Annotated in this window: 12 protein-coding genes; 6 read left to right on the top strand and 6 right to left on the bottom strand. The window is 73.2% G+C overall.

All coding sequences use genetic code 11. The features are described from left to right. Positions 1–7 precede the first annotated feature (7 nt). The gene (locus tag ACIBCJ_RS02505) at positions 8–382 is read left to right on the top strand and encodes a hypothetical protein (RefSeq protein WP_362092389.1); all 375 of its coding nucleotides are present in this window, start codon (positions 8–10) and stop codon (positions 380–382) included. Between the two features lie 113 nt (positions 383–495). Here ACIBCJ_RS02505 and ACIBCJ_RS02510 read toward each other — a convergent pair whose 3' ends face one another. After that, positions 496–1,860, bottom strand: a complete 1,365-nt coding sequence (locus ACIBCJ_RS02510; protein WP_365978725.1) for an FAD-dependent oxidoreductase — start codon at positions 1,858–1,860, stop codon at positions 496–498. A 274-nt stretch (positions 1,861–2,134) separates the two neighbouring features. Here ACIBCJ_RS02510 and ACIBCJ_RS02515 point away from each other — a divergent pair, with 274 nt between their 5' ends. Continuing rightward, complete coding sequence (locus ACIBCJ_RS02515) at positions 2,135–3,604, top strand: MFS transporter (protein WP_365978724.1); 1,470 nt, start codon at positions 2,135–2,137, stop codon at positions 3,602–3,604. A 22-nt stretch (positions 3,605–3,626) separates the two neighbouring features. On the opposite strand, the gene ACIBCJ_RS02520 is transcribed toward ACIBCJ_RS02515, so the two are convergent. Further along, positions 3,627–3,773: a hypothetical protein gene (locus tag ACIBCJ_RS02520; RefSeq protein WP_166661525.1), complete on the bottom strand. Its 147-nt coding sequence runs from the start codon at positions 3,771–3,773 to the stop codon at positions 3,627–3,629. A gap of 161 nt (positions 3,774–3,934) precedes the next feature. Between ACIBCJ_RS02520 and ACIBCJ_RS02525 the strand changes: the two genes are divergently transcribed. Beyond that, positions 3,935–4,108, top strand: coding sequence for a CsbD family protein (locus ACIBCJ_RS02525; RefSeq protein ID WP_133884855.1), 174 nt, complete (start codon positions 3,935–3,937; stop codon positions 4,106–4,108). A gap of 116 nt (positions 4,109–4,224) precedes the next feature. On the opposite strand, the gene ACIBCJ_RS02530 is transcribed toward ACIBCJ_RS02525, so the two are convergent. The 3 genes from ACIBCJ_RS02530 to ACIBCJ_RS02540 form a co-directional block, all read right to left on the bottom strand. Further along, entirely contained in the window at positions 4,225–5,070 is an 846-nt protein-coding gene (locus ACIBCJ_RS02530) for a chitosanase (RefSeq protein ID WP_365978723.1), read from the bottom strand. A gap of 134 nt (positions 5,071–5,204) precedes the next feature. Beyond that, a complete protein-coding gene (locus ACIBCJ_RS02535; protein ID WP_365978722.1) occupies positions 5,205–7,952 on the bottom strand; it encodes a SpoIIE family protein phosphatase in 2,748 nt (915 codons plus the stop codon). A gap of 121 nt (positions 7,953–8,073) precedes the next feature. Then, positions 8,074–10,650: a SpoIIE family protein phosphatase gene (locus ACIBCJ_RS02540; protein ID WP_365978721.1), complete on the bottom strand. Its 2,577-nt coding sequence runs from the start codon at positions 10,648–10,650 to the stop codon at positions 8,074–8,076. A gap of 259 nt (positions 10,651–10,909) precedes the next feature. Between ACIBCJ_RS02540 and ACIBCJ_RS02545 the strand changes: the two genes are divergently transcribed. Together ACIBCJ_RS02545 and ACIBCJ_RS02550 are read left to right on the top strand one after the other, a co-directional pair. Further along, positions 10,910–12,262, top strand: coding sequence for an endo-1,4-beta-xylanase (locus ACIBCJ_RS02545; RefSeq protein ID WP_365978720.1), 1,353 nt, complete (start codon positions 10,910–10,912; stop codon positions 12,260–12,262). Between the two features lie 221 nt (positions 12,263–12,483). Continuing rightward, positions 12,484–12,915, top strand: coding sequence for an ATP-binding protein (locus ACIBCJ_RS02550; protein WP_365978719.1), 432 nt, complete (start codon positions 12,484–12,486; stop codon positions 12,913–12,915). A 3-nt stretch (positions 12,916–12,918) separates the two neighbouring features. On the opposite strand, the gene ACIBCJ_RS02555 is transcribed toward ACIBCJ_RS02550, so the two are convergent. Then, entirely contained in the window at positions 12,919–13,284 is a 366-nt protein-coding gene (locus tag ACIBCJ_RS02555) for an STAS domain-containing protein (RefSeq protein WP_362092413.1), read from the bottom strand. Between the two features lie 175 nt (positions 13,285–13,459). Here ACIBCJ_RS02555 and ACIBCJ_RS02560 point away from each other — a divergent pair, with 175 nt between their 5' ends. Continuing rightward, a complete protein-coding gene (locus ACIBCJ_RS02560) occupies positions 13,460–13,735 on the top strand; it encodes a hypothetical protein (RefSeq protein WP_362092596.1) in 276 nt (91 codons plus the stop codon). Positions 13,736–13,746: the final 11 nt, after the last annotated feature.

The following is a 13,746-nucleotide window of genomic DNA, read 5'->3' on the forward strand; positions in this document are numbered from 1 at the left end:
AACCACCATGTCCAACCTGGAGACCTCGCTCAAGGAATGCCTCAGCGCCATCGACGGGGCCACCGCCGTCGCGCTGGTCGACTACACCAGCGGGATGGCGCTCGGCACGCTGGGCGGCGGCAAGGACTTCAACCTGGAGGTCGCCGCGGCAGGCAACACCGACGTCGTGCGGTCCAAACTGCGCACGATGGAGCTCCTCGGTCTGAAGGACGAGATCGAGGACATCCTGATCACGCTGAACACCCAGTACCACATGATCCGCCTGCTCAAGGGGCGCGGCGGCAACGGGCTGTTCCTCTACCTGGTGCTGGACGCGAGCCGTGCCAACCTGGCCATGGCCCGCCACCAGCTGCGCCGGATCGAGAACGACCTGGAGGTCTGAACCCGGCCGCGCGTCCGTCCGGGGCCGGGGGCCTTCGCCCCGGCGGACCGCACGCCGGATCCCGGCCGGCGCCGCCGCCCTCCGAGGAGGCGCCGGCCGCCGGCCGGGGCTGCTCAGGCGCCGCTCTCCCGGAGCATGTCCTCGCGCTCGACGTACTTCACGCGCTCGCGCCCGTGCGGCTCGCCCTGCGCCTTCTCCGCGGCGTCGAGCCGGTACCAGCCGTCCCAGGTGGTGAAGCGGACGTTGCGCTCGGCGAGGAAGGCGTCCACGCTCTCGGGAGCGGGCGAGGAAGGCGTCTGGAGACGGCCGTTCGCGTAGTCGTCGAGCAGGTTGGACACCGTCTCGTTGGCGTCGCCCTTGGTGTGCCCGATCAGACCGACCGGGCCGCGCCGGATCCAGCCCGTGACGTACGTCGACTGCAGGTGCTCGCCGGACTCCTGGACGATCCGGCCGCCCACGTCCGGGACCGTGCCGGTCTCCAGGTCCCAGGGCAGCTTGGGCAGCTGGTCGGACAGGTAGCCGACGGCCCGGTAGACGGCCTGCACGTCCCAGTCCTTGAACTCGCCGGTGCCCTTGACGTTGCCCGTGCCGTCCAGCTCGGTGCGCTCGGTGCGCAGGCCGACCACCTTGCCGTCCTCGCCGAGGATCTCCGAGGGCGACTCGAAGAAGTGCAGGAACAGCTTGTGCGGCCGGTCGCCGACGTCGCGGATCGCCCAGTTCTCCAGGGTCTTGGCGACCATGTCGGCCTGCTTGTTGCCACGCCGGGTGGCGATCGAGCCCTCGTCGTAGTCGATGTCCTCGGGGTCGACGATCACCTCGATGTTGGGGGAGTGGTCGAGCTCCCGCAGCTCCATCGGGCTGAACTTCGCCTGCGCGGGGCCGCGACGCCCGAAGACGTGGACCTCCAGCGCCTTGTTGGCCTTCAGGCCCTCGTACACGTTCGGCGGGATCTCGGTCGGCAGCAGCTCGTCCGCGGTCTTCGCGAGGACCCGGGCGATGTCCAGGGCGACGTTGCCGACGCCGAGGACGGCGACCTTCTCCGCCTCCAGCGGCCAGGTGCGCGGGAAGTCCGGGTGGCCGTCGTACCAGGCGACGAAGTCGGCCGCGCCGTACGAGCCGTCGAGGTCGATGCCGGGGACGGACAGGTCCCGGTCCGCCGTGGCTCCGGTGGCGAATATCACACCGTCGTAGAAGGCCCGCAGGTCGTCCAGACTGATGTCGGTGGGGTAGTTCACGTTGCCGAAGAGGCGGATCTGCGGCTTGTCGAGCACCTGGTGCAGGGCCGTGATGATGCCCTTGATCCGCGGGTGGTCGGGCGCGACGCCGTACCGGATGAGCCCGAACGGGGCGGGCATGCGCTCGAAGATGTCGATGGAAACACCGGGGTCGGCGGCCACCTCGGACTTCAGCAGGGCGTCAGCGGCGTAGATCCCGGCCGGGCCGGATCCGACGATGGCCACCCGCAGTGGGCGGGGCATGTTCAGGTTCCCTTCGAGCGGTGACAGATCGACTCACCGGGAAGCCTAAGCTAAGGCAAGCCTAAGTCGGTACGCGGGTCCGGTCTATGAGGTCATAAGCAGCTCTTATGGGAAGTCATGGTCCGGGTTTGGGTTCCGGTCCGGGCACCCGACCGTGCCGCGGCGCGGCGCTGGCCGGGCGAGGGCCGGGCGAGGGTTTGAAGCCCCGGTCACGGGTGACGCAGGGCGGGGGACGCGGTGGCACGTCCCGAGCCGTCTCGCGAGGGGAGCCCGAGTGCAGCGTCCGGACGACGAACTGGATCCCAACCGGTGGCGGGCCCTGTGGGTGACCCTGGTCGCCGGTTTCATGACCCTGCTGGACGTGACGATCGTCGCCGTCGCGCTGCCCTCCATGCAGCAGGGCCTGCACGCCTCGCCCGCCTCCGTGCAGTGGGTCGTCTCCGGCTACGCGCTCGCCTTCGCCCTGACCCTGGTGACCGCGGGCCGGATCGGCGACGCCTTCGGCCGGCGCCGTGTCTTCCTCGTCGCCCTGGCCGCCTTCGTGCTCTGCAGCGCCGCGGCGGGCGCAGCCCCCGGCATCGGCCTGCTGATCGTCGCCCGGCTCGCCCAGGGAGTCGCCGCGGGCAGCCTCGCACCGCAGAACTCGGCGCTCATCCAGCAGCTGTTCCGGGGCGCGGAACGCGGGCGGGCGTTCGGTCTCTTCGGCGCCACCGTCGGGGTCTCCAGCGCCGTGGGACCGGTCGTCGGCGGCCTGATCCTGGCGCTGGCGGGACCCGAGGGCTGGCGGTGGATCTTCTACGTCAACGTGCCGGTCGGCCTGCTCGCCCTGTTCCTCGGCTTCCGCCTGCTGCCCCGGGTGGCGCCCGGCGCCAAGGGGCGGCTCGACCCGGTGGGGGTGACGCTGCTCGGTGCGGGCATCCTGGCGCTGATGCTGCCGCTGGTCCTCGCCGAGGGCGGCGGGCTGGCCAAGGTGTGGTGGCTGTTCCCGTCGGGGGTGCTGGTCCTGGCCGCCTTCGCCCGGTGGGAGCGTCGCGTCGCCCGCCGGGGCGGCCAGCCCCTGCTGGAACCGGGGCTGCTCACCGAGACCCGCGGCTACGCGACCGGCGCGGGGCTGGCCGCCCTCTACTTCGTCGGATTCAGCGGGGTGTGGCTCGTCTTCGCGCTCTACTTCCAGAACGGGCTGAACTACTCACCGCTCGTGTCCGGCCTGGCGGTGACCCCGTTCGCCGTGGGCTCGGCCGTCGCCGCGGCCGTGGCGGGGCGGTTGGTGGAACGGCTCGGCCGGCTGCTGACGGTCTGGGGTCTGGTGGCCGTGATGGCGGGACTCGGCACGACCGCGCTGCTGTTCTGGCTCGCCCCCTCCGGCTCGGCCGCCTGGCTCGCCGCCCCGGCCCTCCTGGTCGGCGGACTCGGCAGCGGCTGCGTCATCTCCCCCAACATCACCATGACGTTGCGGGACGTGCCGGTGCGGATGGCGGGCGCGGCCGGGGGCGCCCTGCAGACCGGCCAGCGGCTGGGCGGCGCCGTCGGCACCGCCGCGCTGCCGGGGCTCTTCTACCTGACGCTGAACGCCACCCACGAGGACTACCACGACGCCGTGGCCCTCTCGGTGGGCACCGGTGTCGCCGCCATGCTCTGCGCGCTGACCGTCGCGGTCCGCGACTGGCGCCGGGACCGACCCGACGACGACCGGGACTGCCCGCCGGAGACGTCCCACAGCCACACCCACGCCGGCCAGGGCTGACCGGCCCTCACCACCCGCGGGCTCAGCGCCGCTTGCCGAACCTGCGCAGCATCTCCTGGGCCTGCGCGCGCCGCCGCGGGTCCGAGGCGGCCCGGCGCACCTGCTCGGCCGCCCGGCGACCCTGCGGGCTGCGGGCGAACTCCTTGATCCGGTTCATCACTCCGGCCATGACGTTCCTCGTTCCTCCGAGTCGACGACGTACTGCCTTGCCGTTGCTGTTACCCAGCGGCCTGCCGCACACCCCTGGCGGACATCCGCACGTTTGAGATCTCCGTTCCGGGCGACCCGCCGGACAGGACATCGCAAGCGAACGCCGAGAGGTGAAGCACTGTGGCCGCCAATGAGAAGTCCAAGGCGAAGACGGAGCAGGCCAAGGGCAAGGCCAAGGAAACGGTCGGCCGGGCCGTCGGCAACGAGAGGATGACGGCCGAGGGGCGCGCCGAGCAGTCCAAGGGCGACGCACGGCAGGCCAAGGAGAAGGGCAAGGACGTGTTCCGGCACTGACCCGGAACGCTTCGCACCCCGCGCGGGCCGCGGAGCCGGCAGACGGCCGGCTCCGCGGCCCGCGTCGTGCCGGGCGGCCCCGGAAGGGGCCGGCGGCCTCGCGGTGCCCGTAGGGATCAGCCGATGTGGTAGGCGTCCCCGTAGACGTGCCAGTCCAGCGGCGGATCCAGGTCCAGATTCCCCTCGTTCAGGAAGACGCGCTGCGCCGTGTCGACCCGGCTGGTGTCGCTGTGCGCCTCCTCCTGCCTCATGGCCCACACCCGCTCGTCGAGGAAGGCGTGCAGGTAGGCGACCTCGTCGCCGCCCTGGGCCGGCGGCCGGGCGCGGCCCAGGGCACGCTCGCGGATGCTGCCGAAGCTCAGCGGGTCGCCGCCGTCGCCGTGCATGACGAGCGCGTCGTAGTACGCGAACTGGCCCAGCGTGCGCAACCCGTCCTCCTTGCCGCGCCGCACCGCCGGATCGAAGTACACGCGGTCACGCTCGTCGTCCTGGGCCTGACGGAACCGCGGGTCGTCGTCCGCGGCCCGGCGCCAGTCGTCCGGGAAGGCGGGGTCGAGTCCCTCGTGGGAGTCCGAGCCGTCCACCCGGCGCAGCGCCGGCAGGTAGGGCGCGAGGACGTTCCCGGGGCTGCGCCGGGCGTACAGCTCGACCAGGTCGAGCATGTCGCCGGTGCCCGAGCAGAAGCCGACGACGCCGGCGGTGTAGCCGCGGCCGTCCCCGATGTCCTCGATGTACCGGTACTGCGCCTTCCAGTCGAGCGAGGAGTTCTCGGCGCTCGACACCAGCTGCATGGCGATCTCCTTCTTCGCCGGGTCGTCGAGTCCCGTCGCACGCGCGGACACCGCCGAGGCGCGCGAGGGGGTGAGCAGAGGGACCGTCGCCAGGGACACACAAGCCATGGCGAGCACGGTACGGCGCGAAGGACCTTCAGGGCGCGCCGGATCAGGGATGGGGTGCCGCACGGAATCTCCAGGAGTCGTGGGGGGTCGGGAGTGCCGGGCACTGATAGGAAGGTTTCCTATCAGACAATCGGCATACTGGGCACCCGCCTCGCACAAGATTGGTACGGACCGGCTCCCGCCCCGGCTCGCTCCCCTCAGGGCACCGGCTGCTCCGCCCAGATGACCTTGCCGGCCGGCGTGTAGCGGGTTCCCCACCGCTCCGCGAGCTGCGCGACCAGGAACAGTCCGCGCCCGCCCTCGTCCGTCATGGCCGCGTAGCGCAGATGGGGCGAGGTGCTGCTGCTGTCGAACACCTCGCAGATCAGGCTGCGGTCACGCACCACCCGCACGTGCACCGTCTCGCCCCCGTACCGGATCGCGTTGGTGACCAGCTCGCTGAGGATCAGCTCCGTGGTGAACGCCAGCTCGTCGAGGCCCCACTCGTCCAGCCGCCGGGTGACCTGGGAACGCACCTGGGCGACCGCCGCCGGATCGTTCGGCACGTCCCACTCGGCGACCTGGTCCGGGCCCAGCGTCCGGGTACGGGCCACCAGCAGGGCGATGTCGTCGCCCGGCCGGTCCGGCAGCCGGGCGTCCAGGACCGTCCGGCAGGTCTCCTCGGGAGTCTCACCGGCCGTCTCCAGCGCCCGGCGCAGCTGTTCCAGACCGACGTCGATGTCGTGCTCGCGGTCCTCGACCAGTCCGTCGGTGTACAGCACGAGGCGGCTGCCCTCGGCCAGCCGCAGTTCCGTCGTCTCGAAGGGCAGTCCGCCCAGGCCCAGCGGGGGCCCCGCGGGCACCTCGGGGAACTCCACGGTGCCGTCGGGCCGGATCAGAGCGGGCGGCGGATGGCCGGCCCGGGCGATCACACAGGAGCCGGCGACCGGGTCGTAGATCGCGTAGAGGCAGGTCGCGCCGGTCACCGGGGCGGTGCTGTCGTCGGCCGCCTCGTCCTGGTCGATGCGGCCGACCAGCTCGTCCAGCAGTCCGAGCAGCTCGTCGGGCGGCAGGTCCAGAGCGGTGAAGTTGTGCACCGCCGTCCGCAGCCGGCCCATGGTGGCCGCGGCGTGCAGCCCGTGCCCGACGACGTCGCCGACGACGAGCGCGACCCGGGCCCCGGACAGCGGCAGCACGTCGAACCAGTCCCCGCCCACCCCCGCCTGCGCGGGCAGGTAGCGGTAGGCGACGTCCAGGGCGTTCTGGTCGGGCAGCCTGCGGGGCAGCAGGCTGCGCTGGAGGGTGACCGCCATGCTGTGCTCGCGGGTGTAGCGGCGGGCGTTGTCGATGGATACGGCGGCCCGCGCGACCAGCTCCTCGGCCAGCGCCAGCTCGTCCTCGTCGAACGGCTCGGGCTTGACCGAACGCCAGAAGCACACCACCCCCAGCACCAGGGTCCCCGCACGCAGCGGGACGGTGATCAACGAGTGGACGCCGTACTCCACCACCTGCGCGGAGCGCTCGTGGTCCTGCGCCTGCCAGCCCGGGGCCTCGCCGAGCCGGGGCTCCAGCACGGCCCGGCCGGTGCGCAGCGTGTGCGCCTGGGGCGAGGAGTCCACGTAGCGGATCTGGTGTCCCACCGGATACAGCGGGACCTCCCCGGTGACGCCGCTGAGCGCGGTGCGGCGCAGCGGTGTCACGCCGCCCGGCTGACCGCCGGCCAGCACGGTGTCGAACAGGTCGACGGAGACGTAGTCCGCGAACCGGGGCACGGCCAGTTCGCCCAGTTCCTCGGCGGTGCGCGTGACGTCCAGACTGGTCCCGATGCCCACCCCGGCCGCGTAGAGGATGTCCAGTCGTTCCCGGGCGGTCTCGGCCCGGCCGGACAGGGCGCGCAGCTCGGTGGAGTCGCGCAGGGTGGCGACGCTGCCGGCCGGGCCGCCCCGCACGTCGGTGGGGCGCTGGTTGATGGCGAGCAGCCGGTCCTTGACCAGGTGCACCTCGTCGGTGGCGGCCTGACCGGAGGCCAGCAGCTCCGCCAGGTCCGACGGCAGTCCGAGCGCGCCGACCGGCCGCCCCTCGGCGTCGGCGGGCAGGTCGAGCAGCCGCCGGGCCTCGTCGTTGGAGAGCAGCAGCCTGCCCTCGGCGCCGACGATGAGCACGCCCTCGCGGACGCTGTGCAGGACGGCGTCGTGGTGTTCGTACATCCGGGTCATCTCGTGCGGCCCCAGGCCGTGCGTCTGCCGCAGCAGCCGCCGGCTGACCAGGGCCGTGCCCCCCGTCGCCAGGGCCAGTCCGACGGCGGCCGCGATCAGCACGAGGGGCAGCTGACGGTCGGCGACGCCGCCCACGTTCTCCGTCGTGATGCCCGCCGAGACCGTGCCCACCACTTTGCCGTCGGGGTCCTCGACGGGCACGATGGCCTGGACCAGTGGGCCGATCGTGCCCTCGATCTCCTCCGTCACCGTCTCCCCGGCCAGTGCGGGCTCGATGTTCCCGACGAACTTCTTGCCGATCCGGTCCGGCTTGGGATGGGTGTAGCGGATGCCCTCCGGGTTGGTGACAACCACGAAGTCGACGCCCGTGGCCTTGCGCACCGCCTCGGCGCGGGGCTGGAGCACCGCCGAGGGATCGGGGGCGCGCAGCGCCTCGCGGATGCCGGGGGAGTTGGCGAAGGTCGCGGCCACGGAAACGGAACGGTTTCGGGCCTCCACCGTGCTGTCGTGCCGCACCTGGAGCACCAGCGCCACCGCCGCGGCCACCACCAGCAGCAGCACGATGACCACGTTCATCACGAAGACCTGGCCGGCCACACTGCGTCCGGACAGTGCGGAGCGCAGTGCCGAGGCAGGCCGCCCCGCGGCCCCTCCCCGCCGTGACCGGTCCGCGTCCTGCCGGTGTCGGGCGTGCGGGCCGCCGGGACGACGGGGTGACCGCTCTCCCGATCGACCCATCAGTCGGACCATGTGCTCATGTCTACACTGCCGGGCCCCGGGAGGCGAGGGGCACCCCCTGGGGCAGGACGGACCGCCGCACCGGGCCCGCGCGGGTACGCCGCGCGAGGACGCGGACCGTGCGCCGCCGGCCTCACCCGGTGCTCCCGGGCCCGGCCCGGCGGGTGGCGAGCAGCAGGGCGATGTCGTCGGGGCGGTCCGTGGTGTGCCGGGCGGTCACCACGATGCGGTCCGCGACGCCCGCGAGCGAACGGTTCCCCGGCCGTGCGGCGGGCGCCCCGGCCCGGGCGAGGGCACGGCCCAGAGCGGCGATCCCGTCGTCGATGTCGGCGCCGGGCCGCTCCACGAGACCGTCCGTGTAGAGGGCGAGGACGGCACCGGGCTCCATCTCGAACTCGGTCAGCGGGTAGGGCGCGCCCGGGTCCACCCCGAGCACCATCCCGCCGGGCAGGTCGAGGGTCCCGGTGCGTCCGTCCGGGTGGCGCAGCAACGGCGGCGGATGCCCCGCGCGGGCGGCGCGGGCGCGTCCGGTGGCCGGGTCCAGCCGGATGTAGCAGCAGCTCGCGAACAGGCCCGGGTCCAGATCGGCCAGCAGGTGGTCGACCCCGCTCAGGACCTCGTCGGGCGGACGGTCGCCGAGGGCGAAGGCGCGCACGGCGCTGCGCAGTTGCCCCATGGTGGCCGCGGCCTGCACACCGTGGCCCTGCACGTCCCCGATGACCAGCGCCATGCCGTCCCCGGAGGCCACCACGTCGTACCAGTCGCCGCCCACCTCCATGCCCTGGGTACCGGGCAGATAGCGGCCCGCGGTCTCCAGCAGCGGGTGCGCGGGCAGCCGCCGGGGCAGCAGCACCTCCTGCAGCCCCCGGGCGAGCGCGGTCTCGGACTCGTAGCGCCGGGCCTTCTCCATGGCGTGGGCGATGAGCCCGGCGAGGGCGGTGAGCACCGAGCGCTCCTCGGCGCTGAAGCCCCGGGCCCGTTCGAAGCCGAGGATGCAGGAGCCGACCGGGCGCCCGGACGCGATCAGCGGCAGGAAGGCGCGGGCGCCCTCCGTGGCGTCCAGCGGGATGCCCGGGTACGCGGCGGCGAGCGCCTGCATCGTGTCGAAGAAGAGCGGCCTGCCACTGGTCAGCGTCTCCACGCCGGGCAGCCGGGCATCCAGCGGCACCCCTTCGAAGGGGGCGAGGAAGCCGGGCGGGAAGCCCGTCTCCCAGGCCAGGTGCAGATGGCGGTCCTGGAGCAGGTAGATGGCGAGGCGGCGGCCGCCGAACGCCGACAGCAGCTCCCGTACGACCACGGCGGACACCTGGCGGGCGGTGACCGCCTCGGTCAGGGCCACGGCCAGGACGATGGGGCGGTACTCCGGAGCCGTGGAGGCGACCGGCGGCGCGGGATCACCCGGGTCGGCCGCGGGGTCCGCCTCGGGCGCGCCGTGCTCGGGCGTGAGGCCGGCGGAGGCGTCGGCCACCCGGTTGGCCGGGCGGAGCGTGGCCGTCATGAAGTCGGGCCCGGGATACACGCTGACGGCGAGCCAGTCACCCTCGTAGGGCCGCGGCGCCGTGCGGTGGCCGGTGTCGGGCGGTCGCCGGACATGGAAGCGGACGGGTTCGGGGGAGAGCAGCGCACCGCGCAGGTGGTCCTCGTAGGCGGCCTGGTCCAGCCAGGGCACCGCCTCCCACAGCGAACGGCCGAGCAGCGCCGCCCGCGTCCCGCCCAGCAAGCCGGCGGCGCGGGGGTTCGCGTAGACGACGGTGCCGAGCCGGTCCACGCACAGGACACCCTCCGGCAGCAGATCCGCCGCGGCGTCGGCCACGGTGCCGGCGAAGAGGTCGCGCACGGTCCCCCGCACCGGCCCGCCGACGGGTGGCGCCGGCCGCGGCCGCCACAGCTCCACCAGGCGCGGCGCGCCGTCCCTGGTCCGCACGTGCAGGGGCAGTCCGGGCGGCCGCCCGGCGGCGGTGTCCCGCAGCGCCGCGGCGAGCCGGTGGCCGTCGCCGGGGACCAGGCCGTCGGTGAGCGTCCCGAGCGTGACCGGGGTCCCGGCCGCTTCGGCCGCGACACCCAGCAGGGCGCACAGCGGCTCGTCCGGAGTGAGTGCGCCGGAGTCCGGATCCCAGCCGAAACTTCCGGCGCGCTGCGGCAGCCGCCGCGAGGCGGGCGGCCGTACGCACAGGGGCTCGCCCTCCCAGGAGACCGGTGGCGCGTGCCGGTCGGCCTCCAGCCGCTCCAGTGCCGCGCCCAGGTCCTGCGCCAGGCCGGCCATCGCGTCCGCGCCCTCCAGCACGTCGGCGGCGTCGGGGGCGGGGGGACGCAGGACCGTCAGGACGCCGTAGGTCCGGCCGGCCGTGGCGACGGGCACGTACAGGGACCCGAAGGGAAACGGCAGACCGGCCGCGAACTGGGGATACCGGCGCATCGTCTCGGGGGCGTTGGGCAGCACCACGCGCACGCCCAGCCGGTAGGCGTCGGCGACCGGGAAGGGACTGTCGGCGTGCAGCCGCCACCAGGGGCGGAACAGCGGTCCCGGCAGCCCGGCGAGGACGGCCAGCCGCAGCAGGCCGGGGGTGGGGGAGCGCAGGTACACACCGCCCACATGGCCGCCGGCCGCGCCGATCGCCCGGGTGGAGGCGTCGATCAGCAGCGCCGTCAGCCGTCCGGGCATCCGGTCGGCGTTCTCGGTGTTCCCGGTCTTCCCGGCGCCCGTACTCATCGGCCCCACCTCGTCCGTGCGCCGCCGCGCGGGTGACACAGCAAGAATGCGCCACGACCCGCGGGGCGCGCACGCGGTCGGTGCGCACGGGTGACCGGGAGGTGACCGCGACGAGGGCGTTGACCTCGCGGACGGGAGTCCGTAATCTCCTCCGCGACATTCGGAAATCGCATCGAAACTTTCGACTCTCCCGGGTCGAGTTCGGCGACTTCCGCCCTTCCGAACGGCCCCCGCACACCGATTCGAGGAACGGGATGACATGCGCATGATGAGACGTCTGTCGAGGGCGGCCACCGCCGGTCTCGTGGCCGCGGCCGCGCTGACGGCCGCGGCCCACTCGGCCGAGGCCGCCGACACGCTCGGCTCCGCGGCGGCCGGCCAGGGCCGCTACTTCGGAACCGCCGTCGCGGCGAGCCACCTGGGCGAGGCCGACTACGCCGCCACGCTCGACCGCGAGTTCAGCTCGGTGACGCCCGAGAACGAGATGAAGTGGGACGCCACCGAGCCCAGCCGCGGCACCTTCACCTTCACCTCCGCCGACCGGATCGTGGACCACGCGCAGAGCCAGGGCATGGACGTGCGGGGACACACCCTCGTCTGGCACTCCCAACTGCCCTCCTGGGTGGGCTCGCTGGGCGCCTCCGACCTGCGCACCGCGATGAACAACCACATCAACGGCCTGATGGGCCACTACAAGGGAGAGATCCACAGCTGGGACGTCGTCAACGAGGCGTTCCAGGACGGCGGCAGCGGCGCCCGGCGCAGCTCGCCCTTCCAGGACAAGCTGGGCAACGGCTTCATCGAGGAGGCGTTCCGCACCGCCCGCGCCGCCGACCCGGCCGCCAAGCTCTGCTACAACGACTACAACACCGACGGCGTCAACGCGAAGAGCAATGCCGTCTACGCCATGGTCAAGGACTTCAAGTCCCGCGGCGTGCCCATCGACTGCGTCGGCTTCCAGTCCCACTTCAACCCCAACTCGCCGGTCCCCTCCGACTACCGGCAGAACCTCCAGCGCTTCGCCGACCTCGGCGTCGACGTGCAGATCACGGAGCTGGACATCGAGGGCTCCGGCTCGGCGCAGGCCGCCGACTACACCAAGGTCGTCGAGGCCTGCCTCGCGGTGTCCCGCTGCACCGGCCTCACGGTGTGGGGCATCACCGACAAGTACTCGTGGCGCAGCAGCGGCACCCCGCTGCTCTTCGACGGCAACTACACCGAGAAGCCGGCCTACGACGCCGTCCTGGCGGCCCTCGGCGGCTCCGGAGACCCGGGCGACCCGGACGACCCCGGCGAGCCGGGTGACGGCACCGAGAGCTGCACCGCCACGTACACCAGGACCGCCGACTGGAACAGCGGCTACAACGGTCAGGTCACCATCACCGCGGGCGGTGAGCCGATCAGCTCCTGGACCGCGACGGTCACCCTGCCCGCGCAGCAGACCGTCTCCTCCCTGTGGAACGGCACGCCCACCCGGAGCGGCAACGTCCTGACGGTGCGCCCGAGTTGGAACGGCACCCTGGCGGCCGGCGCGTCGACCAGCTTCGGGTTCACCGTGGCGAAGAACGGCAGCGACGCCGCTCCGACGGTCGGCGGGTGCACCGCCTCCTGACCCGCCGCGCCCTTCGGCCGCGTCCGGCGCCGTCCCGCCTCCTCCCGGGGGCGGGGCGGCGCCGGACGTGGCGGCACAGTGTGCGCCGGCCCGCTCAAAAGCCGGGGCGTCCGGCGGAAGTTGGGGCAAAGGGATCGTGGAGAGCGCCCTGGTGCGTATCGTGAGAGCCGGGGAACCTTCGCTCCCTCCACTCGGCCCCGGACCGGACGGTGAGGCTCGGTATGACCCCGGCGCACGGACCCGACACCGCGGGCTCCTCCTCCCTCGTGTCCTCGGTGGTGGAGTTCAGAGGCGGATCGGCGATGATCCCCGCCGCCAGGGACGTCGTGCACGGCTTCGTCGCGCGACTCGCCGAGCGGGACGTCGACCTGGCGGACACCTTCCCGGACGCCGCCCGTCTGGTGGCGAGCGAGCTGGTGACCAACGCGGTGCGGCACGCGCCCGGCCCCTGCCGACTGGAGCTGACCCTGGTGGGTGACGCCGTGGAGATCGCGGTGTCGGACACCGGAAACGCCTTTCCCACCTTCCTGCCCCGTGATCCCCTGCGGATCGGCCGGCACGGCCTGGAGATCGTGACGCGGCTGTGCGGCGAGGTCATCACCAAGCCGAACGCGACGGGTAAGACGGTCTCCGCGCGCCTGCCGCTCACCTGATACTCAGGCGGCCAGGGCCTGCTCCACACTCGGGTAGCAGGGGATGAGCGTGTCCACGCCCACCAGCCGCAGCACGCGTTCGACGGCGTCGCGCGGGGCGGCGAGCCGGAACCAGACGCCTCGCTCCTCGGCGGCCCGGTGTGCGGAGATGAGCACGTTGATGCCGCTGGAGTCCAGGAACCCCACCTCGCCGAAGTCCACCACCGTGCCCGGTGCCGACTCCACCGAGGCCAGCAGGACCTCGCGCAGCGGGGCGCTGCCGTCGAGGTCGACCTCTCCGGCGAGGATCACGAGGCTCACGCCGCCGCCGGCGGTGGTACGGGTGATCAGCAGCCGCTCCGGTACTGCCGCTCCCTCGGTCTCCGCCACGCTGATCTCGCCTCTCGTGTGGGCCGCATGCAGGCCGGCCGTCGTCGGTGGGTCGATGGTAAGGGTCTTCGGGGTCCGAGTGGACCACTTGGGCGGACCGGAGTGGAACGGCCGGACCCGGCCGCGGCGGGCTCGACGCGCGCGAAGGCGCTCCGCTGACTACCGTCGAGATGTGGTGGCACACACATTCGAGGAGCTCGTGCACAAGCGCCGCGCGGCGGACCTGGCACAGCACCGGGTCGAGGAGCTGCGCGACTCGTACGGGCCGCCCACGCAGCATCAGTGGACCCCGCGGCAGTCGGAGACCTACGAGACGGCCGTGCGGGCCTGGCGCGACCTGGACCGGGACGCGCGGACCGCGATGACCGAGTACGTCAAGGAGGGAGGTCAGTCCCGGCACAAGATCGAGGCGAGACTCCGCAGGGCCGTCCAGGAGGACGACCGCTCCTGACCGGGCGGGCG

Origin of the sequence: Streptomyces sp. NPDC051136 (assembly GCF_044455745.1) — a bacterium.
Lineage (GTDB): Bacteria > Actinomycetota > Actinomycetes > Streptomycetales > Streptomycetaceae > Streptomyces.

Coding starts and splice junctions, on each gene's coding strand:
- ACIBCJ_RS02505 (WP_362092389.1), top strand. CDS start 8: ATGTCCAACCTGGAGACCTCGCTCAAGGAATGCCTCAGCGCCATCGAC.
- ACIBCJ_RS02550 (WP_365978719.1), top strand. CDS start 12,484: ATGACCCCGGCGCACGGACCCGACACCGCGGGCTCCTCCTCCCTCGTG.
- ACIBCJ_RS02545 (WP_365978720.1), top strand. CDS start 10,910: ATGCGCATGATGAGACGTCTGTCGAGGGCGGCCACCGCCGGTCTCGTG.
- ACIBCJ_RS02520 (WP_166661525.1), bottom strand. CDS start 3,773: ATGGCCGGAGTGATGAACCGGATCAAGGAGTTCGCCCGCAGCCCGCAG.
- ACIBCJ_RS02535 (WP_365978722.1), bottom strand. CDS start 7,952: ATGGTCCGACTGATGGGTCGATCGGGAGAGCGGTCACCCCGTCGTCCC.
- ACIBCJ_RS02540 (WP_365978721.1), bottom strand. CDS start 10,650: ATGAGTACGGGCGCCGGGAAGACCGGGAACACCGAGAACGCCGACCGG.
- ACIBCJ_RS02510 (WP_365978725.1), bottom strand. CDS start 1,860: ATGCCCCGCCCACTGCGGGTGGCCATCGTCGGATCCGGCCCGGCCGGG.